The 24,011-nt window shown below is 62.8% G+C and carries 24 protein-coding genes; 19 read left to right on the top strand and 5 right to left on the bottom strand.

Annotated features, from left to right (window positions below; all coding sequences use genetic code 11):
• Window positions 1-141 precede the first annotated feature (141 nt).
• The 4 genes from hutI to ACRC0P_RS13340 all read left to right on the top strand — a co-directional run bounded on the left by hutI (window position 142) and on the right by ACRC0P_RS13340 (window position 2,965).
• Entirely contained in the window at window positions 142-1,386 is a 1,245-nt protein-coding gene (gene hutI, locus ACRC0P_RS13355; RefSeq protein ID WP_438631715.1) for an imidazolonepropionase, read from the top strand.
• Entirely contained in the window at window positions 1,370-2,323 is a 954-nt protein-coding gene (gene hutG, locus ACRC0P_RS13350; protein ID WP_438631713.1) for a formimidoylglutamase, read from the top strand. Before hutI ends, hutG begins: the two co-directional genes overlap by 17 nt.
• 136 nt (window positions 2,324-2,459) lie before the next feature.
• Window positions 2,460-2,636, top strand: coding sequence for a type II toxin-antitoxin system RelE/ParE family toxin (locus tag ACRC0P_RS13345; protein WP_438631717.1), 177 nt, complete (start codon window positions 2,460-2,462; stop codon window positions 2,634-2,636).
• 14 nt (window positions 2,637-2,650) lie between these two features.
• Window positions 2,651-2,965 carry a HigA family addiction module antitoxin gene (locus ACRC0P_RS13340; RefSeq protein WP_438631711.1) on the top strand — a complete coding sequence of 105 codons (315 nt, stop codon included), beginning with the start codon at window positions 2,651-2,653 and terminating at the stop codon, window positions 2,963-2,965.
• A gap of 223 nt (window positions 2,966-3,188) precedes the next feature.
• Here ACRC0P_RS13340 and ACRC0P_RS13335 read toward each other — a convergent pair whose 3' ends face one another.
• Complete coding sequence (locus tag ACRC0P_RS13335; RefSeq protein ID WP_438631709.1) at window positions 3,189-3,380, bottom strand: OsmC family protein; 192 nt, start codon at window positions 3,378-3,380, stop codon at window positions 3,189-3,191.
• Between the two features lie 220 nt (window positions 3,381-3,600).
• Here ACRC0P_RS13335 and ACRC0P_RS13330 point away from each other — a divergent pair, with 220 nt between their 5' ends.
• From ACRC0P_RS13330 to ACRC0P_RS13310, 5 genes are all read left to right on the top strand, one after another.
• Window positions 3,601-4,101 (top strand): RNA polymerase sigma factor, encoded by a 501-nt coding sequence (locus tag ACRC0P_RS13330; RefSeq protein WP_438631707.1) that lies wholly within the window; start codon window positions 3,601-3,603, stop codon window positions 4,099-4,101.
• A 3-nt stretch (window positions 4,102-4,104) separates the two neighbouring features.
• Window positions 4,105-4,701, top strand: coding sequence for a hypothetical protein (locus ACRC0P_RS13325; protein ID WP_438631705.1), 597 nt, complete (start codon window positions 4,105-4,107; stop codon window positions 4,699-4,701).
• Window positions 4,702-4,758: 57 nt separating this feature from the next.
• Complete coding sequence (locus ACRC0P_RS13320) at window positions 4,759-5,040, top strand: superinfection immunity protein (RefSeq protein ID WP_438631703.1); 282 nt, start codon at window positions 4,759-4,761, stop codon at window positions 5,038-5,040.
• A gap of 224 nt (window positions 5,041-5,264) precedes the next feature.
• Window positions 5,265-7,346, top strand: coding sequence for a DUF3857 domain-containing transglutaminase family protein (locus ACRC0P_RS13315; protein ID WP_438631701.1), 2,082 nt, complete (start codon window positions 5,265-5,267; stop codon window positions 7,344-7,346).
• 110 nt (window positions 7,347-7,456) lie between these two features.
• The gene (locus ACRC0P_RS13310; RefSeq protein ID WP_438631699.1) at window positions 7,457-9,160 is read left to right on the top strand and encodes a hypothetical protein; all 1,704 of its coding nucleotides are present in this window, start codon (window positions 7,457-7,459) and stop codon (window positions 9,158-9,160) included.
• A gap of 12 nt (window positions 9,161-9,172) precedes the next feature.
• Here ACRC0P_RS13310 and map read toward each other — a convergent pair whose 3' ends face one another.
• Window positions 9,173-9,952, bottom strand: coding sequence for a type I methionyl aminopeptidase (map, locus tag ACRC0P_RS13305; protein WP_438631697.1), 780 nt, complete (start codon window positions 9,950-9,952; stop codon window positions 9,173-9,175).
• Complete coding sequence (locus tag ACRC0P_RS13300; protein WP_438631695.1) at window positions 9,945-10,151, bottom strand: ParD-like family protein; 207 nt, start codon at window positions 10,149-10,151, stop codon at window positions 9,945-9,947. The genes map and ACRC0P_RS13300 overlap by 8 nt, the downstream gene beginning before the upstream one ends.
• 150 nt (window positions 10,152-10,301) lie before the next feature.
• Here ACRC0P_RS13300 and ACRC0P_RS13295 point away from each other — a divergent pair, with 150 nt between their 5' ends.
• Together ACRC0P_RS13295 and ACRC0P_RS13290 are read left to right on the top strand one after the other, a co-directional pair.
• Complete coding sequence (locus ACRC0P_RS13295; protein ID WP_438631693.1) at window positions 10,302-11,990, top strand: phytoene desaturase family protein; 1,689 nt, start codon at window positions 10,302-10,304, stop codon at window positions 11,988-11,990.
• 163 nt (window positions 11,991-12,153) lie between these two features.
• The gene (locus tag ACRC0P_RS13290; protein ID WP_438631691.1) at window positions 12,154-12,816 is read left to right on the top strand and encodes a pseudouridine synthase; all 663 of its coding nucleotides are present in this window, start codon (window positions 12,154-12,156) and stop codon (window positions 12,814-12,816) included.
• A gap of 47 nt (window positions 12,817-12,863) precedes the next feature.
• On the opposite strand, the gene ACRC0P_RS13285 is transcribed toward ACRC0P_RS13290, so the two are convergent.
• On the bottom strand, window positions 12,864-13,382 hold the full coding sequence (locus ACRC0P_RS13285) for a peroxiredoxin (protein ID WP_438631689.1): 519 nt from the start codon (window positions 13,380-13,382) through the stop codon (window positions 12,864-12,866).
• 57 nt (window positions 13,383-13,439) lie between these two features.
• Window positions 13,440-15,782, bottom strand: coding sequence for a Tex family protein (locus tag ACRC0P_RS13280; protein ID WP_438631687.1), 2,343 nt, complete (start codon window positions 15,780-15,782; stop codon window positions 13,440-13,442).
• Between the two features lie 230 nt (window positions 15,783-16,012).
• On the opposite strand from ACRC0P_RS13280, the gene ACRC0P_RS13275 reads away from it, so the two are divergent.
• From ACRC0P_RS13275 to ACRC0P_RS13240, 8 genes are all read left to right on the top strand, one after another.
• On the top strand, window positions 16,013-17,269 hold the full coding sequence (locus ACRC0P_RS13275) for an efflux RND transporter periplasmic adaptor subunit (protein WP_438631685.1): 1,257 nt from the start codon (window positions 16,013-16,015) through the stop codon (window positions 17,267-17,269).
• Window positions 17,270-17,271: 2 nt separating this feature from the next.
• Window positions 17,272-20,409 (top strand): efflux RND transporter permease subunit, encoded by a 3,138-nt coding sequence (locus tag ACRC0P_RS13270; protein ID WP_438631683.1) that lies wholly within the window; start codon window positions 17,272-17,274, stop codon window positions 20,407-20,409.
• Window positions 20,410-20,688: 279 nt separating this feature from the next.
• Window positions 20,689-21,423 (top strand): 16S rRNA (uracil(1498)-N(3))-methyltransferase, encoded by a 735-nt coding sequence (locus tag ACRC0P_RS13265; RefSeq protein WP_438631681.1) that lies wholly within the window; start codon window positions 20,689-20,691, stop codon window positions 21,421-21,423.
• A gap of 30 nt (window positions 21,424-21,453) precedes the next feature.
• Window positions 21,454-21,819 (top strand): hypothetical protein, encoded by a 366-nt coding sequence (locus ACRC0P_RS13260; RefSeq protein ID WP_438631679.1) that lies wholly within the window; start codon window positions 21,454-21,456, stop codon window positions 21,817-21,819.
• 20 nt (window positions 21,820-21,839) lie between these two features.
• Window positions 21,840-22,487 carry an HAD family hydrolase gene (locus ACRC0P_RS13255; RefSeq protein ID WP_438631677.1) on the top strand — a complete coding sequence of 216 codons (648 nt, stop codon included), beginning with the start codon at window positions 21,840-21,842 and terminating at the stop codon, window positions 22,485-22,487.
• A gap of 82 nt (window positions 22,488-22,569) precedes the next feature.
• Window positions 22,570-23,139, top strand: coding sequence for an OmpA family protein (locus ACRC0P_RS13250; protein WP_438631675.1), 570 nt, complete (start codon window positions 22,570-22,572; stop codon window positions 23,137-23,139).
• A 255-nt stretch (window positions 23,140-23,394) separates the two neighbouring features.
• The gene (locus ACRC0P_RS13245; RefSeq protein ID WP_438631673.1) at window positions 23,395-23,526 is read left to right on the top strand and encodes a hypothetical protein; all 132 of its coding nucleotides are present in this window, start codon (window positions 23,395-23,397) and stop codon (window positions 23,524-23,526) included.
• Window positions 23,527-23,602: 76 nt separating this feature from the next.
• A complete protein-coding gene (locus ACRC0P_RS13240) occupies window positions 23,603-23,947 on the top strand; it encodes a YciI family protein (RefSeq protein WP_438631671.1) in 345 nt (114 codons plus the stop codon).
• Window positions 23,948-24,011: the final 64 nt, after the last annotated feature.

Here is a 24,011-nt window from a genome sequence, read left to right as displayed (position 1 = left end):
CATGCCCGCGATCAGCTTCAATCGCGGGCATGGCCCGCTCCTACAGGGCAAGGGCTGCCGGCACTCCATTGAGGAATCCGTTCGGCCAACAGGTCGAGCGTCTATGGTTAACAAGAGGAAAACCGCGCCTGCGGGAAAGCTATGACAGAACGCTGCGAGCTGTTGATTACCAATGTCCACGCCGCCACCATGGACCCTTCCCTGCCCGGCGCCTACGGCGCGGTGGAGGACGCCGCGGTGGCGGTTACCGGCGGCCGCATCGTGTGGCTGGGCCCGCGCGCAGAGCTGCCGGACACCGCTCCCGACGAGGTAGTGGACGGCGAGGGCCAGTGGCTGACCCCGGGCCTGGTGGACTGCCACACCCACCTGGTCTACGGCGGCCACCGCGCCTCCGAGTTCGCCCGCCGCCTGGGTGGCGAGAGCTACGAGGAGGTGGCCCGCGCCGGCGGCGGTATCCTGTCCACGGTGCGCGCCACCCGCGCGGCCAGTGCCGAACAGCTGTACCGCGCCGCCGAACCCCGACTGCGCGCGCTGATGGCCGAGGGTGTAACCACCGTGGAGATCAAATCCGGCTACGGCCTGGACCTGGATACCGAACTGAAACAGCTGCGCGCCGCGCGCCGCCTGGCCCAGCACCACCCGGTGAACGTGGTTACCACCTGCCTGGCCGCCCACGCGCTGCCGCCGGAATACGACGGTCGCGCCGACGAATATATCGACCTGGTGTGCGAGGAAATCCTACCGGCGGTGTCCAAGGAGCAACTGGCGGATGCGGTGGATATGTTCTGCGAATCCATCGCCTTTTCCGTCGACCAGTGCCGGCGGGTGATCGACTGCGCGCAGAAGCTGGATCTGCCTATCAAGGTACATGCGGAGCAGCTCTCCAGCAGCGGCGCCACCGCCATGGCCGCGGCCGCCGGCGCCCTGTCCGCGGACCATATCGAGTACATCACCGAGATGGATGTGGCCGCCATGGCCGAGAGCGGCACCGCGGCGGTACTGCTGCCCGGGGCCTTCTACACCCTGCGCGAAACCCGGGTGCCGCCGGTGGACAGGCTGCGCGCCGCCGGCGTGCCCATGGCCCTGTCCACCGACCTGAACCCCGGCAGCTGCCCCATCGCCTCGCTGCGGCTGATGATGAATATGGGCTGCAACCTGTTCGGGCTCACCCCCGCCGAGGCGCTGGCCGGAGTGACCCGCGCCGCCGCCCGGGCGCTGGGCCTGTGCTGTTCCCGCGGCGTGCTGCGCGCTGGGTTGCGCGGGGATATGGTGCTCTGGCCGATGGACACTCCCGATCAGCTGGCCTACGAAGTGGGTGCGCTGAAACCGGCACGGATTTTCCTCGCCGGTAGAACAGTAGGAGGCAGAGATGTTACAGCTGGCTGATATGCGCCTGTGGAGCGGGCGCACCGATAGCGAGGACGGCAGGGCCGGCGAGCGCTGGCACCAGCGCATCACACCGCTGCAACTGGACAGTTCCCCGGGCCTGGCGATCCTGGGCTTTGCCTCCGACGAGGGGGTGCGCCGCAACAAGGGCCGCATCGGCGCCGCCAAGGGCCCGCGCATCCTGCGCCTGGCCATGGCCAACCTGCCCGCCACCTTCGACACACCGATGTACGACGCCGGCAATGTGAAGATTGAAAGGGAGGACCTGGAATCCGCCCAGTCCATGCTCGGCGCGCGTATCAAGGAACTGCTGGATGGCGGCCACTTTCCCCTGATACTGGGCGGCGGCCACGAGATCGCCTTCGGCAGCTATCAGGGCATCGCCCGCTGGATGCGCGAGCATCACCGCGACAAGACCCTGGGCATTATCAATTTCGACGCACACCTGGATCTGCGCGTGCCCTCCCCCCGGGGCTCGTCGGGTACGCCCTTCTACCAGATCGCCGAGCAGTGCGAGATCAACGGCCGCCCCTTCAACTACCTATGCATCGGCGCCGCCGACAGCGCCAACACCCCGGCGCTGTATAACCGCGCCCGGGAACTGGGTGCGCAGGTGATCCGCGACCGCGAGATCACCAGTTGGCAGCTGGACGGGGTGCGGGAACAGATCCGGGAATTTATCGACAGGGTGGACTTCGTCTACCTCACCATCTGCCTGGATGTCTTCCCCGCCGCGGTAATGCCCGCGGTCAGCGCCCCCGCCGGGCGCGGCGTGCCGCTGGAGCTGTTCGAGCCGTTGCTGGATACGGTGCTGGAATCGAAAAAGGTGTGCCTGGCGGATATGGCGGAGTTCAATCCCTATTTCGATATCGAGGACCACGCCGCGCGCACTGCGGCGCGGATTGGGTTTCAGATTGCCAATGGGGTTGCCGATTGACATGTGTCACGTGACACTATACTTTCTGTGGCATGATCAAGACTTTCGCGGACCGGCGTACACAGGAGTTGTATCTGGCCGGCAGGGCCAGACGGCTTCCGGCAGATATTGCGAAACGGGCCGCGCGTAAGCTCGAATACCTGAATCTGGCGATCAAACTCGACGATCTGAAAGTCCTCCCGGCAACCGGTTGCATGCGCTGGAGGGCGACCGGAAGGGGCAGTACTCTATTTCAGTTAATGACCAATGGCGTATCTGCTTTCGGTTTGTTGATGGCGACGCCTACGATGTCGAAATCTGTGATTATCATTGAGGGCAGCGGGAACCATGGCTATTGCCAACACGAAGGGTATGAAGCGCCGGCCTACACACCCCGGTGAGATACTGCGTGAGGACTTCATGCCGGACTACGGGCTCACCACATCCAGCCTGGCCCAGGCCGTGGGAGTTTCGCGCCAGTCGATCAATGAATTGGTGCATGAGCGCCGGGGGCTCAGTCCGGAGATGGCGTTGCGCCTCGCCCGTCTGTTTGGCAACTCTCCGGAGTTCTGGTTGAGCGCACAACGGGCAGTCGATCTCTGGGAGGCTGCGCAGACAATTGAGCAGGAAGTGGCTCGAATCAAACCGCTGAACGCCGCATAGCAGCCCCTATAAATCCCGCTAAATCGCTAGACCCGCCCAACTGCGCGGAACGCCCCGCCCGCGCCGACGCCCAGGTCGGCTTATTGCAGGTGATCCTGCAACTCCGCACCCGCCTGATCCAGAGCATCCTGCACCGCCGCTATCCGACTCAGGGGGTTGAGGAGGCCGAAGTCGTGGATCATGCCGTTGTAGCGCACCGCAGTGACAGTGACACCAGCGTCGTTCAGCTTGCAGTGGATACATGCAGCCGCACGTCCACATTGTTGCGGGTGGCGTTGGAGTAAGGGCATACCCGATGGGCTTTTTCGACCAGTTCCTCGGCCTCCACCTGCTCCAGGCCCGGCAGGGGCACGCGCAGGTCGATATCCAGGCCGAAGCCTTCGCCGGCGGGGCCGATGCCCACCTCGCCGCGCACGCTGGTATCAGGGAAGTGGAATAGAGGCTGAAGCAGAGCCGGCTGTCGAGCTTGAGGTCTTCGCAGACGGATTTGCCATGGGTTGCCCGGTTACTCACTGGTGGCAATAGCTTGCCAGTTTACCGCAAGGGGAGCCGCGCTTCCTTTTCCCGGAAAATTTTTATGTAAGGTTTCTACCGCCCCGAATACTGTAACGTGGATAACAACAGGGAGAACCCGGGTGGACGCGCGCGATCGCCTGTTTCAGCAATTACTGGCCGATCACGGCGCCGCCATCTCGCGGGTCGCCGGGGCCTATGTGCGCGGCCACGCGGAGCGCGACGACCTAGTGCAGGATATCTGGTTGGCGGTGTGGCGTGCACTGCCGTCGTTCCGCGGCGATGCCAGCCTCAAGACCTTCGTATTCCGCATAGCCCACAACCGCAGTGTCACAGAGTTGGCGCGGCGACGCGCTGCCCACGGCAATATGGAGGAGGTGGAGGCGTTGGCGGATTCCGCACCCGGTCCGGCGGAGCGGTTGGCTGCCGAACAGCGGGCGCAACGTCTGCTGGCCGCAGTGCAGAGGCTGCCGCTGGGATTGCGGCAGGCGTTGACCCTGCGTTTGGAAGGTTTCAGCTACAGCGAGATTGCCGAAGTGCTGGGCATCTCCGATACCAATGTGGCGGTGCGGCTCAACCGTGCACGGGAGCGGTTGCGCGTGCGGTTGGCTGGGGAGGTTTGACCGATGAAGAAAGACAGTGAGTTGGATTGGGCGGCGCTGGAGCGAAGCTGGCATTCGCAGTCGGAGGTGGCGCCGGTACCGGATGCACTGCTGCGCCGGGTGCGGAGGCAGGAACGACGGCTGTGGCTGGGGGCTGCCGGTGACTGGCTGGCTGCCGCGGTCATGGGCGCCTTTGCCGTGTATCTGATCGCGTACAGATTCAGCGCCGCCAACTTGTTCTGGGCGCTTGTGTTTCTGGCGCTTGTGGGCTGGGCGCTGGTGTTCTCCGTCAATAACCGCCGGGATACCTGGTTGCCGGCGAGTGAGAGCGCGCGGGCCTATCTGGACCTGGCCCTGCTGAGGGTCCAGCGACGCCGCAGGGCACTCAAGTTTATGTGGATTCTATTTGCGGCGGAACTGGGGATCTTCGCCCTGTGGGAGCTGCTGGCGCTATCGGGTTGGCTGCCGTGGTTTTTCTTCAGCCTGTCGGTGCGCGCCTTCAGCATACTCGGCGTGGTGCTCGCAATAATGGTGGTGTGGAGCTGGCTGGTGTCCCTGCGCATCGGGCGTGAATTCCGGGAGTTGGAAAGACTGCGTGGAGAGATCGAAAATTCTGTGTAAGAAAAGCAAGAGATGGCGGACTAGGGAAATTACCAAATAGATAAATGGAATGACATCATGAGTTTTGATTTCTCGCAACTAATGGACAAACTTTCCGAGGCCTTCAGCGATATGAGCTTGGTCCAGGCACTGGTATTTACGCTGTTATTTGTGGCGGTTTGGTTTCTTCCAACCATTGTGGCGTTGTTTTTCAATCGCAAGCATCTGGGGAAAATTCTTCTGGCAAACGTTCCCGCCGGTTTGTCCTGGGTCGCCTGGCTTGCGCTGCTGGCCTGGGCGGTGACGGGGAAAATGCGGAACAAAAACGGGGCGGAAACTCCGGCGAAACCGTCTGCCTGAAAAACCCTTTACTGGCGCGGCGCCTTTCAGCTCCTGAGGGGGCAGCATCTCTCAGCCCTCCCGGGTGCGGATAGCCTCCTGTGTGTGCGGCCCCCTGCACATCCATCTTCGAAGCACGTGTCTATGGTGCCGAGGTGCGCTGGACCGGGAGTGCCTGGCGTGGCGCCGCGGGCGGTCAGGCCTTATCATAGAGTCTTCCGCGCGATCTGTATAAAGGCAATTAAATGACGTCTCCTTCCCGCGCCCGCTCTTTTCCGGTGCATATACCCGTGTTTTTCATCTTGTCGGCCCTGGTTTCCGTACTGCTGTCTTCGCCGGCTGCGGCCGCGGACTACGAGCTGGCCCCGCGTCCCCAGTGGCTGCAACCGGTGGCCCTGCCGGAGAGTGAAAACCTCTCCAGCGGTGAAAGTCTACGCTATCTGCTGGTGGACACTCAGATCAATGTGTCCGGGGAGGAAAAGGAACGGTTCTACCGGGTTGCCATGCAGCCCCTGAACCAGCAGGGTTTGCAGCAAATTTCCAGCATCAGCGTCGGCTTCGCCCCCGCCTACGAGAAGCTGGTGATCCACGATATCAGCGTGCTCCGCGACGGCAAGCGCCGGGACCGGCTGAAATCGGCGGAGATAAAACTTTTTCAGCGGGAAGATGAACTGGATCGGGGCCTCTACGCCGAGCGCTGGACGGCGATGCTGTTGTTGAAGGACCTGCGTGCCGGAGATGTCGTCGAGTACAGCTATACATTGCGCGGCTCCAACCCGGTGCTGGGCGATAAATTCTTCGGCCGTGAGCTGCTGGCCTGGGGTGTGTCCATCGAACGGCTGTATATCAGCGTGCTCAGCCCTCGGGAAAAGGCGCTGCAAGTGCGTATTGCAGATACGAAAAAGGACCATGAGATAAACATCCAACAGCGTACCAAGGGCAATAAAGTGCGCTATTTTGCCGACCTGCGGCACACCGAGGCAGTGCGCCAGGAAGACGGCATTCCCGAGTGGCTCTCGCCCTTCCCGGTCCTCCAGTACAGCCAGTACACGGACTGGCACCAGGTGAACGACTGGGCCCACGCGCTGTACCGCACGCCCGGCGGGTTGCCGGACGAATTTGCCCGCCTGGTGGCGGAGATGGCGGGCAACCCCGCGCAAAAGGCCGCCGCCGCAACCCAGTGGGTCCAGAACAACATCCGTTATTTCGGCATAGAGCACGGCGTCAACTCCCACCGCCCCTCGGCGCCGCTGGAAACCTTCGAGCGCCGCTTCGGCGACTGCAAAGACAAAACCGTACTGCTGGTTTCCGCCCTGCGCGAGTTGGGCATAGACGCGCACCCGGCGCTGGTGTCTTCCGTGGACAACCTGCACCTGGACGAGCGGCTGCCGTCACCGGGAAATTTCGACCACGTCATCACCACATTTACCCTGGACGGGAAACGGTACTGGGTGGACCCCACCGCAAACAACCAGACCGGGTCCCTACAGGAAATGTCCCTGCCGGACTTCAACTGGGCGCTGGTGGTCGATGGAAAGGGGGATTCCCTGACCGCTATCGAGGCGCCGGTCCAGGACCAGCGCCGGGCCCGGGTTGAGGTCAGGGAAACCCTGACCCTGGCGGAAAACCGCAAGACGGCGACTTTTGAAGTGAGCAGCCGCTACACCGGATGGCGCGCGGAGGAAATGCGTTCCTACACCGGATACCGTGACCGGGAAACCCTGGGAGAGGAGTTCCTGCAGTACTACTCGCGCTACTTTCCCTCCATCGAAATCGTCGCGCCGATTGAAATCATCGATGCGGAACATGGCAACGAGCTGGTGCTGAAAGAGAAGTACCGGCTGCGCAAAGTCGGCGAAGACGCCAGCGGGAAAAACATGCTGAAGCTGGTGGCATCCAATGTGGTGGAAACCCTGCGGCTGCCGAATTCTCTCCAGCGCCAGAATCCCTTCCGCCTGCCGGGCAATCTGCAGATAGACCAGACGCTGGAAGTGGTGGCACAGAGCGCGGCGGATATCCGCTGGTCGGAAAAAGGGGGCGGGGAGGCGATTGCCAATCCCTGGTTTGAATTCGAGCGCGAGGTGCGGAAGGACGGCAACAGGGTCACCGTGCAGTACCGCTACGACTCCCTGCGCAAATCCGTATCCGCGGCGAATTTCCCGAAATACCTGGAGCAGATCAATCGCGTGGAAAGCGATCTCAGTTATGTTCTGTGGCTGTCGTCCGCGTCCGCTTCCCGGGAGGAGCGCCGCAACCGCGCCAGGAACCTGGCGCGGGACCTGCTTTCCGGGAAGAAATCCGATGGCGCAAACGGAGGTGTGCAGTGAGGAAATGGCGTTTTCTGCTGCCGCTTGTGGCCGCCGCCAGCGGTTGTGCCACCGCGCCCGGAACGATCGACCTGCCTGTTATATCGCCCCCCGTTATATCGCCCCCCGGGATGGAGCTCGAAGAACGCGCTTTAGATCCTGTCGATCCCGCTGGCGGTGATGCCCTGGAAACCGGCCACGAGGCTTTCGCCGGCGCCGACGCTCGGCTGGCATCCCTGGCGGCGCATATTTTGGAAGATGCGGATTCGGTGCCCTTCGAGGAATTCTGGTCCGCCTATCTGGACAGCTCCAAAGTGCACACCGCCGTGGTGGACCGGGAGCAATACCAGCAGGCTGTGGAAAAGCTCTCCGATGGCGAGGGGGCGGATTGCGCCGCGGTGGATTGGGACAAGTTGACGGAACAGAACTTCTTCGAGCTGGAACCCCACCTGGCGGCGCAGGACTGCTACGAACAACTGGGCGATACGGACAAGGCGGAACGGCATGCGCGCGCGGTACAGTTTATCCTGCGCGGCGTGCTCGGCGGCGGCGACGGCGAAAACCCTGACTCCGCCTATGAAATCGGCATACTGGATCACGCCGAAGACGTACTGGATCTGGCGGGTTACCAGCTCCGGGATGCCTTTCTGTTGCCCTTCGGCCAGGGGCGGGCACTCTACTACGTGGTGCTGGCCGAAGATCCGGACAGCGGTGAGCAGCGCCACATCTATTTCGACAGCCAGCGGGCCATACACCGGATGCTGGGGGACAGTTTCCCCTTCGGCAGTCTGGATGACCTCTATATCGGACAGGTACTTCAACCGCTTTCAGCGCAGAGTACCGCCGCAAAAATCGGTATGGGCCTGTATCTCGAAAGCATCGGCAAGGCCGAAGAGGCCGCGGAGTACTATCTGGATGCCACCGCCCTCGGCAGCCAGGTGGCGCAATCCCGCCTGGGCAAGGCCTGCCTGGCAGAAAAACTGCCGATGTTTTCCCCGGAAGACTGCGTCGATTTCCTGCTTTCCGCCGCTGAGGAGGGCTACGCGAATGCCATGGTGGCTCTCGCCCATGTCTATCGGGAAGGCCTTGGCGTCGAGCCTAGCGAAGAACTGTTCCAACAGTTCATGGAGGCGGCGCAGCGACGCCTGGAGCTGGGCCTGGCCTGGTACCGGCTCGCGAGTTATTACGGGGGCAGGAAGAGGGCCGTGGAACCACAGACGGAGCGCAAGTTCCTGCGCCGCGCCGCCGCCGATGGCCTGCAGGATGCGCAGTATCGGCTGATCCGCCGCGAGCAGGGGGAGTCGGAGGTGGAAGCGGCGCAACTGCTGCCGCAGCTGGCCGGGCTCGCCCGTCGGGGACACAGGGCATCGGGTCTTACTTATGCGCGCCGGGTTTTTGCCAGCGCTTCCGAGCGCACCCCGGAAGAACTGGCGGCGGCGCGGGAGTTTCTCGATGCCGCCCTGGCGGTGAATTCGCGCGCGGCGCACAGCCTGCAGGGCAGTCTGCTGGCGTCCGGGCTCCTGGGGCAGCGGGATTTTGCCATGGCGGAACGCCACTTCCTGAGGAGCGCCCAGCAAACGGCCTCCCAGGTCAGCCTGGCTCGGCTGCATCAGCAGCAGCGCCTGTCTCACTCGGATCCCGAAATGGCCGCGGCGTGGTACATGATGTGCGCCGACACGGAAGCCTCCGAGTGCCTCTACCAGCTCGGTAAAATCTTCCGCAGTGGCGAGGGTATTGAGCGAGACGCGGCGCTGGGGCGGACCTTGATCCTGCAGGCCGCGGAACAGGGCCACAAGCGGGCGATGGTGGAGATTGACAAGTGGGAAGGGGATTGAGCGCCTGCGCCACTACCGGCGAGGTGACTCTTCGCCCCTCAGGGTCAGTACCTTGCAGCCGTCACCCGTAACGAGCACAGTGTGCTCCCACTGGGCGGACAGTTTCCTGTCCCGGGTGACCACGGTCCAGCCGTCCTTTTTCACTTTGGTTTTGCGGCCGCCCTGGTTGATCATCGGCTCTATGGTAAAGGTCATGCCCTCCCGCAGCACGGCGCCGGTACCGGGGCGGCCGTAGTGTAGTACCTGGGGCTCCTCATGCATTTCCCGGCCTATTCCGTGGCCGCAGTATTCGCGCACCACGCTGTAGCCGCGGCCTTCCGCACAACGCTGTATCGCATGGCCTATATCGCCAAGGCGGGCACCGGGCCTGACAGCTTCGATACCCCGCCACATGGCTTCGTAGGTGGTCTGGACCAGCCGCCTGGCCGCGGGTGAAACGCTGCCGATCATATACATCTTGCTGGAATCGGCGATAAAGCCGGATTTTTCCAGGGTGATGTCCACATTGACGATGTCGCCGGATTTCAACTTTACGCTTGTCCGCGGCATACCGTGGCAGACCACCTCGTTGACCGAGGTGTTCAGCGCATAAGGGTAGTCGTACTGCCCCTTGCTCGCGGGCCTGGCTTTCAGTTCGTTGACGATATAGTCCTCGACCCTGTCGTTGACCTGCATGGTGGAAACCCCCGGGCCGATAAACCCGTCGAGCATGGCGAAGACGCGGCTCAGCAACCGGCCGGCGTCGCGCATCAGCATCTGCTCTGCGGCGGTTTTGATGGAGGGGCTATTCACGGGCCAGCTCTTCCAGGGTCGGCGCCTGTTCGCGCAACAGTTTTTTGGTGAGCTGGTTATAGCTGAGCTGCGGATTCAGTTCGGCCAGCATGCCTACCCTGATCCAGAATTCCGCCTGGGCGTTGATGGACCTGGCCATGGCCGAGCTGGCCAGGCGGATTTCGTCGTGCAGCTCCTCGGAAATTTTCACTATGCCCATATTCTCAGTCTCACAGGTTTATATGAATCGTATATAAAGCATATATTAAACTCAAGCCTCCTGCTGGAATATGCAATTTTTTGTATATATGGTGCGGTGGACCACTATGGTTGGGGATTAACGGCAAAACTACAGAATGACGAGGTAGCCATGGCGGAAAGCCCGCAGCGAAGCGCCCCCAAACCCAGCCGGCTGCGCATAGGCCGGCGCTACCGGGCCAGCCGCCTCCAGGGCCCCTACGACGCACTGGTGATCGGCTCCGGTATTGGCGGCCTTACCACCGCGGCCATGCTGAGTGCGGCGGGCAGGAAGGTGCTGGTCCTGGAGCAGCACTACACTGCCGGTGGCTTTACCCACGCCTACGACCGCAACGGCTACGAATGGGATGTGGGCGTGCACTATATCGGCGACGTGGGCGGACACCCGACTGCGACCCGCAAGCTGTTCGATTTCCTGTCCGCCGGCAATCTGCACTGGGCGCCGATGGACGACACCTACGACCGCATCTGCATCGGCGACGAGCAGTACGATCTGCGAGCCGGGCGCGACGAGTTTATCGCCGGGCTGCTGAAACACTTCCCGAATGACAGAACTGTAATCGAAGCCTACCTGCAAAGAGTGTCCGAGGTCGGCCGGGCCATGCGTCTGTTCACCATCGCAAAGCTGCTGCCCGGCTGGTGCGGTCCGCTGCTGGCGCTGTGGAAAAAATTCACCTGGCCGGACTACCTGAACAAAACCACCTATGAGGTGCTGCGCGAACTCACCGACAACGAAAAGCTGATTGCGGTACTGAGCGGACAGTGGGGCGACAACGGAATGACGCCGAAGACCGGCAGTTTTATTATTCACGCGCTGATCGTTAAGCACTATCTGTACGGCGGCTACTATCCAGTGGGTGGGGCCAGCAAGATAGCGCAGACGATTATTCCGCAAATACAGGCCGCGGGCGGTGAGGTATTCACCTATGCGGAAGTGGAGACCATCCTGCTGGACGGCAACCGGGTGCGCGGCCTGCGTATGGTGGACGGTACGGAAATCGAGGCGCCGCTGGTGATCTCCAATGCCGGGGTGTTCAGCACTTTCGAAAAACTGCTGCCGGAGAGTGCCAGCCAGCGTGCCGGCTATTGCCGCGATCTGCAAAATGTACAGCCGTCTACGGCGCACCTCTGCCTGTATATCGGCCTGCGGAAAACCGCAGAGGAGCTGAGGTTGCCGAAAACCAATTACTGGCTGTATCCCAGCGCGGACTACGACGGCGATGTACGGGAATTCCTCGCAGACCCCAATGCGGATATCCCCCTCGTTTATATCTCCTTCCCCTCCGCCAAAGACCCCGTTTTCCAGCAGCGCTACCCGGGCCGCGCCACCATCGAGATAGTGGCGCCGGCGAAATACGAGTGGTTTGCAAAATGGAGGGACAAACCCTGGGGGAAGCGCGGCGAGGACTACCAGGCGTTGAAGGACAGGTTCAGTGAGCGCCTGCTGGAGCATCTGTACAAACACTTTCCACAGCTGCGCGGACAGATAGATTACTGCGAACTGTCCACGCCGCTGTCCACGGATTACTTCTGCCGCTACGCGCGGGGCGAAATCTACGGCCTGGAGCACGGACCGAAGCGCTTCGAGCAGTCCTGGCTGCGCCCCAAGAGCCGTATCAGAGGGCTGTATCTCACGGGCCAGGACATCCTGAGTTGCGGCGTGGCCGGCGCCATGTTCGCCGGCGCGGTGACGGCGCAGAGTATCCTCGGCTGGCGCAAGGGTGCTGCACTGCTGCGGCGGGTGTTTGCGGAGAGGTCGGTCGCGGCCCGCTCCTACAAAGAGCGGGTGGACACCCTGTAGGAGCGGCGGGGCGGCCATCCGCCGCTGGCCGCGATCGGTTTCGGCGGAGCGCTTACTCGGGTTTCTTCACCGGAATCCCCCATAGTGGCTATTGCGATCGCAAGTGGTATCCGGTCAAATCACCAGCCCTATCTCTACGTCTCAGGTCTATTGGGGAGCAATAGTGCGGGAGTACCGTCCACCAACCGAACCGTTACTCTCGGTGGTTTACTGTGACGAGGCGCTGCTGGTGCTCGACAAACCCAGTGGGCTTCTCAGTGTGCCCGGGCGGGATCCGGCGCATCGCGACAGCCTCGCCAGCCGGGCCCAGGAACGATACCCGGGTGCCCTGACCGTACACAGGCTCGATATGGACACCTCCGGTCTGGTGGTGATGGCGCGCAATCCGGTGGTGCACCGGAACCTCAGCGCCGGGTTCCGGAGCCGGCAGGTTGAGAAAACCTATTGCGCGAAGGTGTGGGGCGAACTGGAGGGCGACGCCGGAGAAATCGACCTGCCGCTGATCTGCGACTGGCCGAACCGGCCGCGCCAGAAGGTGGACCTGGAAGCGGGCAAGCCCTCCCTGACCCGTTGGGAAAAAATCTCCCTGTCCGGCGGCTGCAGTCTGGTGAGGCTGAAGCCGGTTACCGGCCGTTCGCACCAGTTGCGGGTGCACCTGGAGGCGACCGGCCACCCGATTCTGGGGGATCCCTTCTACGCCCACCCGCAGGCACGGGCGGCCGCGCCGCGGTTACTGCTGCACGCGGCGGAACTCGCGCTCACTCACCCCGAGTCCGGCGAGTGGATGCGATTTACCAGTGCACCGGATGAGCGGTTTTTCCATTAAGGAAAAAGGGCGATCAAATTGATCGCTCCAGCCCTTTCCAGGCCGACTTAACCTTTGCGCTCAACGCCGAGTTCACCCAGGGTCCTGGCGATATCCTCCGCACTGGTGGCCGGCTTGATATCCTCGTCGATCTTGAGAATGTGGCCGTTTACGCCGATGTAGATAGTGACGCGTCGCGCCACCTTCACTGCCGGGACAAGCACACCGTAGGCCTTGGCCACCGCGCCGTCCGGATCGCTCAGCAGGGGAAAGTCCGCCTCCTGCTCTTCGGCGAACTTGGTGTTGGTCTCGACTTTATCGGTGCTCGCCATGAAGTAGGTGGTGTCGTACTGGCGGATCAGGTGGCCATTTTCGGCCAGCGACTTGCATTCGATGGTGCAGCCGCGGGTGAAGGCTTTCGGGAACCAGGCGATCACTACCGCCTGCTTGCCCTTGAAGTCCGCGAGAGAGTAAGTCTTTCCATTGGAGCCCTGCAGCGAAAAGTCCGGGGCGGGATCGCCGACTTCCAGTGCCAATGCCGGAAGGCTGAGAACTGAAGCGAGCAATAAGCCGAATAAGCGTTTCATTGTCTGATCCTTGTTGTGATTGCCCATGGTTGACCGGTGCGGGCCTCTATCCTACCCCTATTTCTTGTCTTTGTTCATCGCCGCCGCCAGCAGGTCACCCATACTGCCGCGGCCGCCGCCCTGCTGGCCGCGGTTCTTGTTGTTGTGACGCTGGGCCTGGCGGCTTTCGCGGTGGTCGCCTTTCTTCACGCCGCCGCCGCCCTGCTCGCCCGGTTCATCGGACAGGCGCATGGACAGGCCGATGCGCTTGCGCGCCACGTCCACTTCCATCACCTTCACCTTGACGATATCGCCGGCCTTGATGACTTCGTGGGGGTCCTTGACGAATTTTTCCGACAGCGCGGAGATATGCACCAGGCCGTCCTGGTGTACGCCGATATCCACGAAGGCACCAAAGTTGGTGACGTTGGTGGCGGTGCCCTCGAGGATCATACCGGGGCGCAGGTCCTTGATCTGCTCCACGCCCTCTTCGAATCTGGCGGTGCGGAATTCCGGGCGCGGGTCGCGGCCGGGTTTTTCCAGTTCGGCGATAATGTCGGTCACTGTGGGCAGGCCGAATTTCTCATCGGTGTAGTCCGCCGGATTGAGTTTGCGCAGAAACGCCGAATCGCCGATCAGGCTGTTAATCTCGCGGCCGTTTTTCTCGGCGATGCGCTTGACCACCACATAGGCCTCCGGGTGTACGCCGGATTTGTCCAGGGGGTTGTCGCCGTTGTTGATGCGCAGAAAGCCCGCGGCCTGCTCGAAGGCTTTCGGGCCCAGGCGCGGCACTTCTTTCAATTGGCTGCGGTTTTTGAAGGCGCCGTTCTGGTCGCGGTAGCTGACGATATTGTTGGCGATGGACTGGCTGAGGCCGGACACGCGCGCCAGCAGCGGCGCCGAGGCGGAGTTCAGCTCGGCGCCGACGCCGTTTACACAGTCCTCCACCACCGCGTCCAGTGAGCGCGACAGTTGGGTCTGGCTGACGTCGTGCTGGTATTGGCCTACGCCGATGGATTTTGGCTCGATCTTCACCAGCTCGGCCAATGGGTCCTGCAGGCGGCGGGCGATGGAGATGGCACCGCGGATAGTCACGTCCAGGTCGGGGAATTCCCGCGCGGCGAATTCGGAGGCGGAGTAGACCGAGGCGCCGGCCTCGTTGACCATCACCTTCTGCGCGCTGAGCTTGTACTGCTTGATGGTGTCGCCGACGAACTTGTCGGTCTCGCGGCTGGCGGTGCCGTTGCCGATGGCGATCAGGCCCACGTTGTATTTTTCGCACAGGGCGGCGATCACCGCGGCGGATTCCCGGGTGCGGTTCTGCGGTGGGTTGGGGAAGATGGCGGTGTGATCCAGCATTTTGCCGGTGGCGTCCACCACCGCCACCTTGACCCCGGTGCGCAGGCCGGGGTCCAGGCCGATGGTGGCCTTCTGGCCGGCCGGTGCGGCCAGCAGCAGGTCCTTGAGGTTGCGGGAAAAGACCTTGATCGCCTCCTCCTCGGCCTTTTCGCGCAGCTCGCCCATCAGGTCGGTTTCCAGGGAGGTCAGCAGCTTGATGCGCCAGGTCCAGCGCACCACCTCGTTCAGCCACTTGTCCGCGGGGCGGCCCTGGTCGGAGATCTCGAAGTGTCTGGCGATCATGGTTTCGCAGGGATGGCCGGCAGTTGGTGCCGTGTCTTCTTCCTCCGGCAGGCCGACGCTGATGGCGAGTATGCCCTCGTTGCGGCCGCGGAAAATTGCCAGGGCGCGGTGGGAGGGCACCTTGGCCCAGTCTTCCGCGTAGTCGAAATAATCGCGGAACTTGGCTCCTTCCTCTTCCTTGCCGGCCAGTACTTTGGATTTGACCTGGCCGTCGCGCTTGAGGAAATCCCGTAGCCTGCCCAGCAGTTCCGCGTCCTCGGCGAAGCGCTCCATCAGGATAAATTTGGCCCCGTCCAGCGCCGCTTTGATGTCCTTCACCTGCAGGGAGGCGTCTTCATTGTCGGTGTTGAGGTACGTCTGCGCCTCTTCTTCCGGATTCAGGTTCGGGTTGCCGAACAGGGCGTCCGCCAGCGGCTCCAGGCCGGCTTCGATGGCGATCTGGCCCTTGGTGCGGCGCTTGGGCTTGTAGGGGAGGTAGAGATCTTCCAGGCGGTTTTTGGTGTCCGCGGCTTCGATCTGCTGCTGTAGCTCCGGGGTCAGCTTGCCCTGCTCGTCGATGCTCTTGAGCACGGTGGCGCGGCGCTCTTCCAATTCGCGCAGGTAGCGCAGGCGCTCTTCCAGGGTGCGCAGTTGGGTGTCATCCAGGCCACCGGTAACCTCCTTCCGATAACGGGAGATAAATGGCACGGTGGCGCCTTCATCCAGCAGTGCTACGGCGGAGGCCACCTGCTGGGAGCGCACATTGAGTTCTTCGGCGATACGGGCGTTGATATCCAACATCTTGTTTTCTACATCCGTTCTGCGAGGGGACTTCGGGCTCTGCGGAAACGGCTCGGAAGGACGTCCGCAGGGCAAATTCGGTGGGGCATTATGCGCGAGGCGGGCGCGGTGAGAAAGGTTTGCGGCAGTCTCGCATTCAGCTGCGACGGCCTGCATCCGAAAAGGCCCCTTTCGCAGTCGAACTTCAGTAGAATGCACAACTAGTTAAAATTTGATCAATGGGGATGGCTGTGACTCTGTCCAATAAAAACAAGCTCCTGATTATCGTCCTTCTCACGGGGGCGGTCCTGGTGGCGGCGGTTCTGATGATGGCGCCCAAGCCGAAGGAGAAGGAGACGGAGGCGGCGGCGCCTCCGGTAGCCGATGTGCTCTATGTCGAGCCCGGCCGGCAGACCCTGCTGGTACCCAGCCAGGGCTCGGTGCAGGCCCGCCACGAGATAGAACTGGTGGCCCGGGTTGGCGGGATGATCGAGAGCGTCAACGATGCCTTTGTCGCCGGTGGCTTCTTCGTCGAGGGCGAACCGCTGGTGCGGATAGAGGCGGCGGACTACGAGCACCAGCTCATCCGCGCCGAGGGCCAGGTGGCCAATGCCGCCTCCGCCCTGGCCCAGGAACAGGGGCGCTCCAAGCAGGCCAAGCGCGAGTGGCGCGACCTGGGCAGCGAGGCGGCCAACAGCCTGTTCCTGCGCAAACCCCAGCTGCGGGCTGCGGAGGCGGAACTGGCCTCGGCCCGCGCCGACCGCGACCAGGCGGCGCTGGACCTGGCGCGCACCAAAGTCAAAGCGCCTTTCGCCGGCCGCGTGGTGGAGACCTTCGTCGACCTGGGCCAGTACGTGTCGCCGGGGACTACGCTGGCCAGAGTGCACAGCACTGGCGTCGCCGAGGTGCGCCTGCCGCTCACCGATCACCAGCTGTCCCTGTTGGACCTGCCACTGGGGCAGTCCATTGAAGACGGCCCCGCGGTGCGCCTGCGCGCGCGGATCGCCGGCCGCGAGCGCGAGTGGCGCGGCCAGTTGGTGCGCACCGAGGCCAGCATCGATCCGAACAGCCGCTTCGTCTATGCGGTGGCCCAGGTGCAGAATCCCTATAAAGGCGAGGTTCCGCTGGTAAACGGCCTCTTCGTGGAGGCGGACATCGCCGGCAAGACTTTCGACAATATTACCCGGCTGCCGCGCCAGGCACTGCACGAAGGCGACCACCTGCTGGTGCTGGATGCGGAGAACAAGCTGCACTTCAGGGAAGTGGAATTGTTGCAGGCGGTGGACGAGGATGTCTGGGTGCGCGGCGACATCCTCTCCGGCGAGCGGGTGGTGGTCTCCAGCCTCGGCTATTCCCGCGAGGGCATGGTGCTGACGCCGAATCCGTTGAACGAGAAGCCCTCCGGCCTGCAACTGGGCGAAGAGCGCGAGCCGGAGAAGTCGGTCGCCGGGAAGCCGGTCGCTGAAGCCGCCAGCGCCAGCGCCGCCTCGGCGCAGGGAGAGGGCTGATCATGCAGGGCATCATCGGATGGTTCGTACGCAACAGCAAGGCTGCCAACCTGCTGATGATCATGATTCTCATCGGCGGGATCTTCGGTATCTTCCATATCGGTCGCGAGGTATTTCCGGCCATCAACCCGGGCATAGTGCGGGTGGAAATCAGCTACCCCGGCGCCGGCCCCAGGGAAGTGGAGCAGCAGGTCACCCTGCGGGTGGAGCAGGCCATCGCCGACGTCAAGGGCATCAAGGAGGTGAACTCCTCGTCCATGCGCAGCCACAGCTCTGTGCGGGTCCAGGCGGTGGACGGTTACGACGAACTGCGACTGCTCAACGATATCAAGGTGCAGGTGGATTCCATCAACACCTTCCCCGCGGATATCGAGCGGCCGGTGGTCTCCCTCGATGAGTGGGCGCCGCAGATGATGCATATCGCTATCGGCGGGCCGGTCTCGCCGCGGCAGCTGAAGGACACGGCGCTGGACCTGCGCGACAAGCTGCTGCTGATCCCCGGCGTGCGGCAGGTGGACGTCTGGGGAGACCGCGCCGACGAGGTCTCCATCGAGGTCTCCGAGCTGGATCTGCGTCGCTACAACCTGAGCTTTGACGATGTCGCCAGCGCGGTGCGCCGCTCCTCCCTGGACCTGCCCGCGGGCATGGTGCGCTCCGACCGCGGCGATATCCAGGTGCAGACCCGCGGCCAGGCCTACACCGCCGACGACTTCGCGCGCATTCCGCTGATCAGCCGCGCCGACGGCACCCAGCTGCTGCTGGGCGACGTGGCGGATATCGAGGACGGTTTCGAGGAGGAGGGCTCGATCATCCGTTTCAACGGCAAGCCGGCCATGAACCTGCGCGTCATGCAGGGCGAGCCCCTGGACGTGGTGGCCACCGCGGAGAGCATCAAGCAATTCATGGCCGGGGCCCGCGAGCAGCTGCCGCCGGGTATGGAGTTCGAGATCTGGTTCGACTTCTCCAAGGCCTACGAGGGCCGCATGAACCTGCTCGCGGGCAACGCCCTCGGCGGCCTGGTGCTGGTGTTCGTACTGCTGATGCTGTTCCTGCGCCCGGCGCTGGCGGTCTGGGTCACCATCGGCATCGCCACCGCCTTTATGGGCGCTTTCTGGCTGCTGCCGGTGACCGGGGTGACGCTGAACATGCTGTCGCTATTCGCTTTCCTGCTGATCCTGGGGATCGTGGTGGACGATGCGATCATCGTCGGCGAGGCGGTGCACGCGGCCCACGACCGCGGTGTCACCGGGCTGGCCGCGGCCCAGGAGGGGGTGAAGCAGGTTTCCTCGCCGGTGATTTTCGCCGTGGTGTCCACCATGGTGTTCTTCGTACCCATGCTGTTCCTGCCGGGATACACCTCGCAGATGATGCTGCCGCTGCCGGTGGTGGTGCTGCTGGCGCTGTCCTTCTCGCTGATCGAGTCGCTGCTGATACTGCCCGCACACCTGGTGAACCTGAAACCGGAGAAGAAAGCGACCTCCGGCCTGGGTCTGAAACTGCAGAAACTGCGCGCCAAGTTCGCCGGCGGCATGGCGATTGCCAGCGAAAAATACTATATGCCGCTGCTGGAGAAATCCCTCGGCAACAGCCGCACCACGGTGATGATCTTCCTGATGTCACTGCTGCTGTCCTTCGCGGTGTTCAAGGGCGGCTATATCGGCTCGGCCTTCTCGCCCAAGGTGCCCTCCGACCTGCTGGAGCTGAATACCGTCATGGCCCCGGGGGAATCCTTCGAGGAGTCCAAGCGGGTCATGGAGCAGTTCGAGCGCGCCGGCGAAAAACTGGCGCAGGACGAGGAAATGCTGGATATGAATGGCGGCGTTTCGTTTGTCAAAAACACCATGGTGTTCCTGTGGCGCGGCAATATCTACGTGATATTGCAGCTCACCGAGGGCGAGCTGCGCGACGTCACCTCCGAACAACTGGCGCTGCGCTGGCGCGAGTATATCGGCGAGTTGCCCGCCAGTGTCGAGGAGATGAACATCTCCGCCACCATCAACGAAGACAACGGCGGCATGTCCCTGAACCTGAGCACTGCCTCCGGTGATATGGACGAACTGCGTGAGGCCGCCGATGTGGTGAAAAAGGCGCTGGACGGCTACGCCGGCGTCTACGATGTGCGCGACAACCTGGTCAGCGCCCGCCGGGATATCGAAATCCAGCTCAAGCCCCATGCCACCAACCTGGGCATAGGCCTCGCCGACGTGGCCAAGCAGGTGCGCCAGGGCTTCTACGGCGAAGAGGTACAGCGCATCCCCCGCGGCCGCGAGGACGTGCGGGTAATGGTGCGCTATCCGGAAGAGGAGCGTGCCAGCGAGGAGCAGATGGACCGTATCCGCATCCGCACCAGCGAGGGTGAGATTCCGTTCAGCGCAGTGGCCGATGCGGTCTATGTACCCGGCTACACCACCATCCGCCGCCACGACCGCGAGCGCACGGTACGGGTTACCGCGGAGCTGACCCCGGGCGCGGCTTCGGCCCACGAAATCCTGCAGCAGCTGCGCGAGAACAATGTGCCGGAATGGGAAAAGCAGTTCCCGGGTTTCTCGCTGAAAACCGGCGGTGAAATGCAGGAAGAGGAGGAGTTCAGCGGCGCCATCATTGCGTTCTTCGTGCTGTCGCTGTTTACCATCTACGCGCTGCTGGCGATCGCCTTCCGCTCCTACTCGCAGCCGTTGCTGATCCTCACCGCGGTGCCCTTCGGCTTCTTCGGCGCCCTGCTCGGCCACCTGTTGATGGGTCACGATATCAGCATCATGTCCATGCTCGGCTTCCTCGCCGCTGCGGGCGTGGTGGTGAACGACAACCTGGTACTGATGGATCGCATCAACCAGCTGCGCGCCGAGGGCATGGCAGTGATGGATGCCGTAGTGCAGGCCGGGCGGGACCGCTTCCGCCCGATCATCCTGACCTCCCTCACCACTTTTATCGGCCTGGTGCCGATCATGTTCGAGCGCTCGATACAGGCGCAGTTCCTGATCCCCATGGTGATCAGCCTCGCTTTCGGCGTACTCTGCGCCACCGCGGTGACCCTGATCCTGGTGCCCAACCTGTACAAAGTGATCGAGGTGCTGCGCATGAAAATTCGCGGCCGCCGCGGGCTGGAAGAGGAGCTGCCGGTGTCGATGGAAAGGGCCTGATGCCCTTGTTCCCCTCCCCCGCTTGCGGGAGAGGGGTTAGGGGAGAGGGCCCCGGGACCGCGGAGCTCCAGCTCCGCTTGCGGGCCACAGGCCGCTCCCTGTAGGAGCCTGCTTGCAGGCGAGCAGCTGCGGAGCACTATTCCTTTCGTCTGCGAGCAGGCTCCTACAGCGCCGCCGCGTTGTGAAACGCAGCCAAAAACGTCTAAACTATCCGCCAGCAAAACGCCGACTCAATGTCGGCTTTTTTATATTTTCTCTCTCCTCAAGGAATTCCCGGAAATGCGCATCCCGCGTATCTTCTCCCCCGATCCGCTGGCCGGCCGCGACGAAATCGAACTGAACGAAGCCGCTTCCCGCCACCTGGTGAAAGTGCTGCGCCTCACCCCCGGCCGCCCGCTGGTGCTTTTTGATGGCAGCGGCGGTGAGTACGCCGCGGAACTGATCGATGCCGGCAAGAGGGCGCGGGTGCGCCTGGGGCGCTTTACCGCGGAGGACCGCCAGTCGCCACTGGCCCTGACCCTGGCTATCGGCATCTCCCGCGGCGATCGCTTCGACTGGGTGGTGCAGAAGGCCACCGAACTGGGCGCGACGCAGATACAGCCGCTGTTTACCGAGCGCTGCGAGGTCAGGCTGAGCGGTGAACGGCTGCAGAAAAAACTCGGCCACTGGCGCCAGATAGCCGCCAGTGCCTGCGAACAGTGTGCGCGCAATCGCCTCCCGGCTATTGCCGAACCACTGAAGCTGGCGCAGTATCTCCAGACGGCCGAAAGCGGCCTGAAGCTGGTGCTGCACCACCGTACCGATCTCGACCTGCGTCAGCTGGAGCGACAGCGCGGCAGGCCGGATTCGGCGCTGCTGCTGGTGGGGCCGGAGGGCGGCCTGTCGCCGGCGGAGATTGATGCGGCGCTGGAGCGGGGATTCCTGCCGCTGCGCCTGGGGCCGCGGGTGTTGCGCACCGAAACGGCACCGGTGGCGGCGCTGTCGGTACTACAATTCCATTGGGGTGATTTTTAATCCAATAAACACAAACGCACGGAGCAGCTCATGACAAAACTCATCCTGTGGTTCCTGGCTCTTTTCATTCTCGTCGGGTCCCTTGCCATCCTTATCAAGCCGGAACTCCAACGCCAGTGGGTGGATAAACTCACCGGGGCGACCTACCACTTCGTCGCCTGGATGGCCGTGGTCATCGGCCTGATATTGCTGATGCTGGCGGACACACGCAGCTGGGTGATCCTCTTCAAGGCCCTCGGCGTGATCGCAGTGTTGAAGGGCGCCTGGCTGCTGCAGTCGGGTTATCCGCACGGCAGGGATCGATTGCAGCGCCTTGTGGGCGGCAATGACCTTCTGGTACGTATCTTTGGCGGCATCGGTGTGCTGATCGCGCTGGTACTCTTTTCTGCGAGCTAGTGTGGTGTAAGGTACTAAAGATGTTTGCAACAGAACTGGTGATCTTCGATTGCGACGGCGTGCTGGTGGACAGTGAAAGTATTGTCTGCCGCATCCTCGCCGAGGAGATGAACAAGCTCGGCCTGGAGACGACCGCCGAGGAGCTGGACGAACAGTTCAGCGGCCGCCCGGCGGGGGACTGCCTGCTGGAAATCGAAACCCTCTACGGCGGCCCGCTGCCGGAGCACTATTTCCACAACACTGAGCGTCGCATCCGCGAGGCATTTCATGCCGAACTGCAGCCGATTTCCGGCATCGAGGATCTGCTCGATCATCTGCTGCAGGTCAATCTGCAGAGCTGCGTAGCCTCCTCCGGTTCCCACGAGAAAATGCAGCTGACCCTCAACCGCACGGGTCTCTACGAATACTTCGATGGGCGCATCTTCAGCGCCGACGACGTGTCCCGCGGCAAGCCCTGGCCGGACCTGTTCCTGCACGCGGCGCAGACCATGGGGGTGGAGCCCCAGCACTGCCTGGTGGTGGAGGACTCCATCTCCGGTGTCAAAGGCGCGGTGGCCGCGGGTATGCCGGTGATCGCGTACAGCGACAACCCCCGGCGCGCGACGCAGCTGAAAAAAGCGGGCGCGCGGGTAGTGAGCGATGTGATGGCGGTGCTGAACTTCCTTTAAACCTCCGCGCCCCGCCTCCCCGGGCGATGGTCTACAATGAATTTAACGCCAGCCGCCGCCAGATGCCGGAGGTTTCCCGCCCATGGCGAACGCCCGTTTTGCCGTTTTCCTGTCGTTGCCGCTGCTCGGTGCCCTGGCGCTGGGCGGCTGTTACGACCCCCACAAGAAATACGTCCTGAACCCTCCATCGGTGGCGGACAGCGAAGGCGAAAAGGCCGCGCGCAATGCCGCCCCCTTTGCCGATGAACTGGTGCGCTACCTGCGCGGTAAACCGCGTGACCAGGGTAGTGAATTTATTCTGAATGTGGAGTTCGAGTACGGCGGCTTTGCCCCGCGCATGGACAGTCTCGGAGATATCGAGGCACTGCTGGTCATCATGCGTGACTATCCGGACCTGCGCATCGCCATCGAAGGGCACACCGACAGCGCGGGCCAGGCGGAGAAAAACCTGAAACTGTCCCAATGGCGCGCGAACTGGGTGCGCAGCTTCCTGCTGGAAAGGGGCATTGCCGGGGACCGGGTGCAGGCCGAGGGTTTCGGCGACAGCCGGCCGATCGCCGACAACGACACCCCTGAGGGGCGCAAGCAGAACCGCCGTCTGGTGGTCCGTATTCTCAATTTCGATCAACCTCCGGTATCGGCGGAGCGATAGGAGGAGGTTCCCCGTTGATCAATAAACAATGAGTGACATTGTTCATTGTCTTGTCGATTTGTAACTACTCACCCATCGGGAACCTGCATTGGCTTAAGCGAGCCACCCTGTAGGAGCGGGCCATGCCCGCGATCGGGTTCTGTTCGCGGGCATGTCGGATGGCCGCCCCGCCGCTCCTACAGGGGTGAGCAGTTACGTCGATTTTTCCCAGTCCCGCACGATTAGTTATGAGAACGCAACGCGTGCGAGGGCATCGTGAAATATCTGGGGCTGGTTTACCCGCCGGAATCCACCCTGCCGCATTTGGCGTCACCGCTGGTGGCGGTGGCGCTGATTGCGGCGCGGGACCTGAATCAGACCGTTCAGCGTGCTGCGTTTGAAAAATGATATCGCCGTTCTCCGGCGTATAGTACCGGCCGCCGGCCAGGGCTTTGCCGGCAACACAATAAACGAGGAGATCGCCATGAAGTATCTGTGCCTGGTTTACAGCGAAGAGGACAAACTGCACTCGATGCCGGACAGCCCGGAGGATCCCGAGTGCCAGGCCTATGCCGAATCCGTGGCCACGAGCGGCCGCATGCTGGCAGCGGAGGCCCTGGAGCCGGTAAGCAGCGCCACCACAGTGCGTATGCGCGGCGGTGTGGTCAGCATCACCGATGGGCCCTTTGCCGAAACCAAGGAACAGCTGGCCGGCTTCTACCTGCTGGATGCACAGAACCTGGATGAAGCGCTGGAGATCGCCGCAGGCATACCCGCCGCGCGGGTGGGCAGTGTGGAAGTGCGCCCGGTGCGGCAGTTGGAAGTTTAGGCACCTCAATAATTACCCCCTCTCCCCTCTGGGGAGAGGGCCCGGGAGAGGGGAGCTTCAGGGC

Source organism: Microbulbifer sp. (genome assembly GCF_051659245.1).
Lineage (GTDB): Bacteria > Pseudomonadota > Gammaproteobacteria > Pseudomonadales > Cellvibrionaceae > Microbulbifer.
The sequence above is the reverse complement of the archived record's forward strand: the minus strand, read 5'-3'. Positions and strand labels throughout refer to the sequence as shown.

Coding starts and splice junctions, on each gene's coding strand:
- ACRC0P_RS13260 (WP_438631679.1), top strand. CDS start 21,454: ATGACAAAACTCATCCTGTGGTTCCTGGCTCTTTTCATTCTCGTCGGG.
- ACRC0P_RS13240 (WP_438631671.1), top strand. CDS start 23,603: ATGAAGTATCTGTGCCTGGTTTACAGCGAAGAGGACAAACTGCACTCG.
- ACRC0P_RS13300 (WP_438631695.1), bottom strand. CDS start 10,151: ATGGGCATAGTGAAAATTTCCGAGGAGCTGCACGACGAAATCCGCCTG.
- ACRC0P_RS13320 (WP_438631703.1), top strand. CDS start 4,759: ATGAGTTTTGATTTCTCGCAACTAATGGACAAACTTTCCGAGGCCTTC.
- ACRC0P_RS13295 (WP_438631693.1), top strand. CDS start 10,302: ATGGCGGAAAGCCCGCAGCGAAGCGCCCCCAAACCCAGCCGGCTGCGC.
- ACRC0P_RS13325 (WP_438631705.1), top strand. CDS start 4,105: ATGAAGAAAGACAGTGAGTTGGATTGGGCGGCGCTGGAGCGAAGCTGG.
- ACRC0P_RS13340 (WP_438631711.1), top strand. CDS start 2,651: ATGGCTATTGCCAACACGAAGGGTATGAAGCGCCGGCCTACACACCCC.
- ACRC0P_RS13270 (WP_438631683.1), top strand. CDS start 17,272: ATGCAGGGCATCATCGGATGGTTCGTACGCAACAGCAAGGCTGCCAAC.
- hutI (WP_438631715.1), top strand. CDS start 142: ATGACAGAACGCTGCGAGCTGTTGATTACCAATGTCCACGCCGCCACC.
- ACRC0P_RS13250 (WP_438631675.1), top strand. CDS start 22,570: ATGGCGAACGCCCGTTTTGCCGTTTTCCTGTCGTTGCCGCTGCTCGGT.
- ACRC0P_RS13280 (WP_438631687.1), bottom strand. CDS start 15,782: ATGTTGGATATCAACGCCCGTATCGCCGAAGAACTCAATGTGCGCTCC.
- ACRC0P_RS13285 (WP_438631689.1), bottom strand. CDS start 13,382: ATGAAACGCTTATTCGGCTTATTGCTCGCTTCAGTTCTCAGCCTTCCG.
- ACRC0P_RS13310 (WP_438631699.1), top strand. CDS start 7,457: ATGGAGCTCGAAGAACGCGCTTTAGATCCTGTCGATCCCGCTGGCGGT.
- ACRC0P_RS13265 (WP_438631681.1), top strand. CDS start 20,689: ATGCGCATCCCGCGTATCTTCTCCCCCGATCCGCTGGCCGGCCGCGAC.
- ACRC0P_RS13315 (WP_438631701.1), top strand. CDS start 5,265: ATGACGTCTCCTTCCCGCGCCCGCTCTTTTCCGGTGCATATACCCGTG.
- ACRC0P_RS13255 (WP_438631677.1), top strand. CDS start 21,840: ATGTTTGCAACAGAACTGGTGATCTTCGATTGCGACGGCGTGCTGGTG.
- hutG (WP_438631713.1), top strand. CDS start 1,370: ATGTTACAGCTGGCTGATATGCGCCTGTGGAGCGGGCGCACCGATAGC.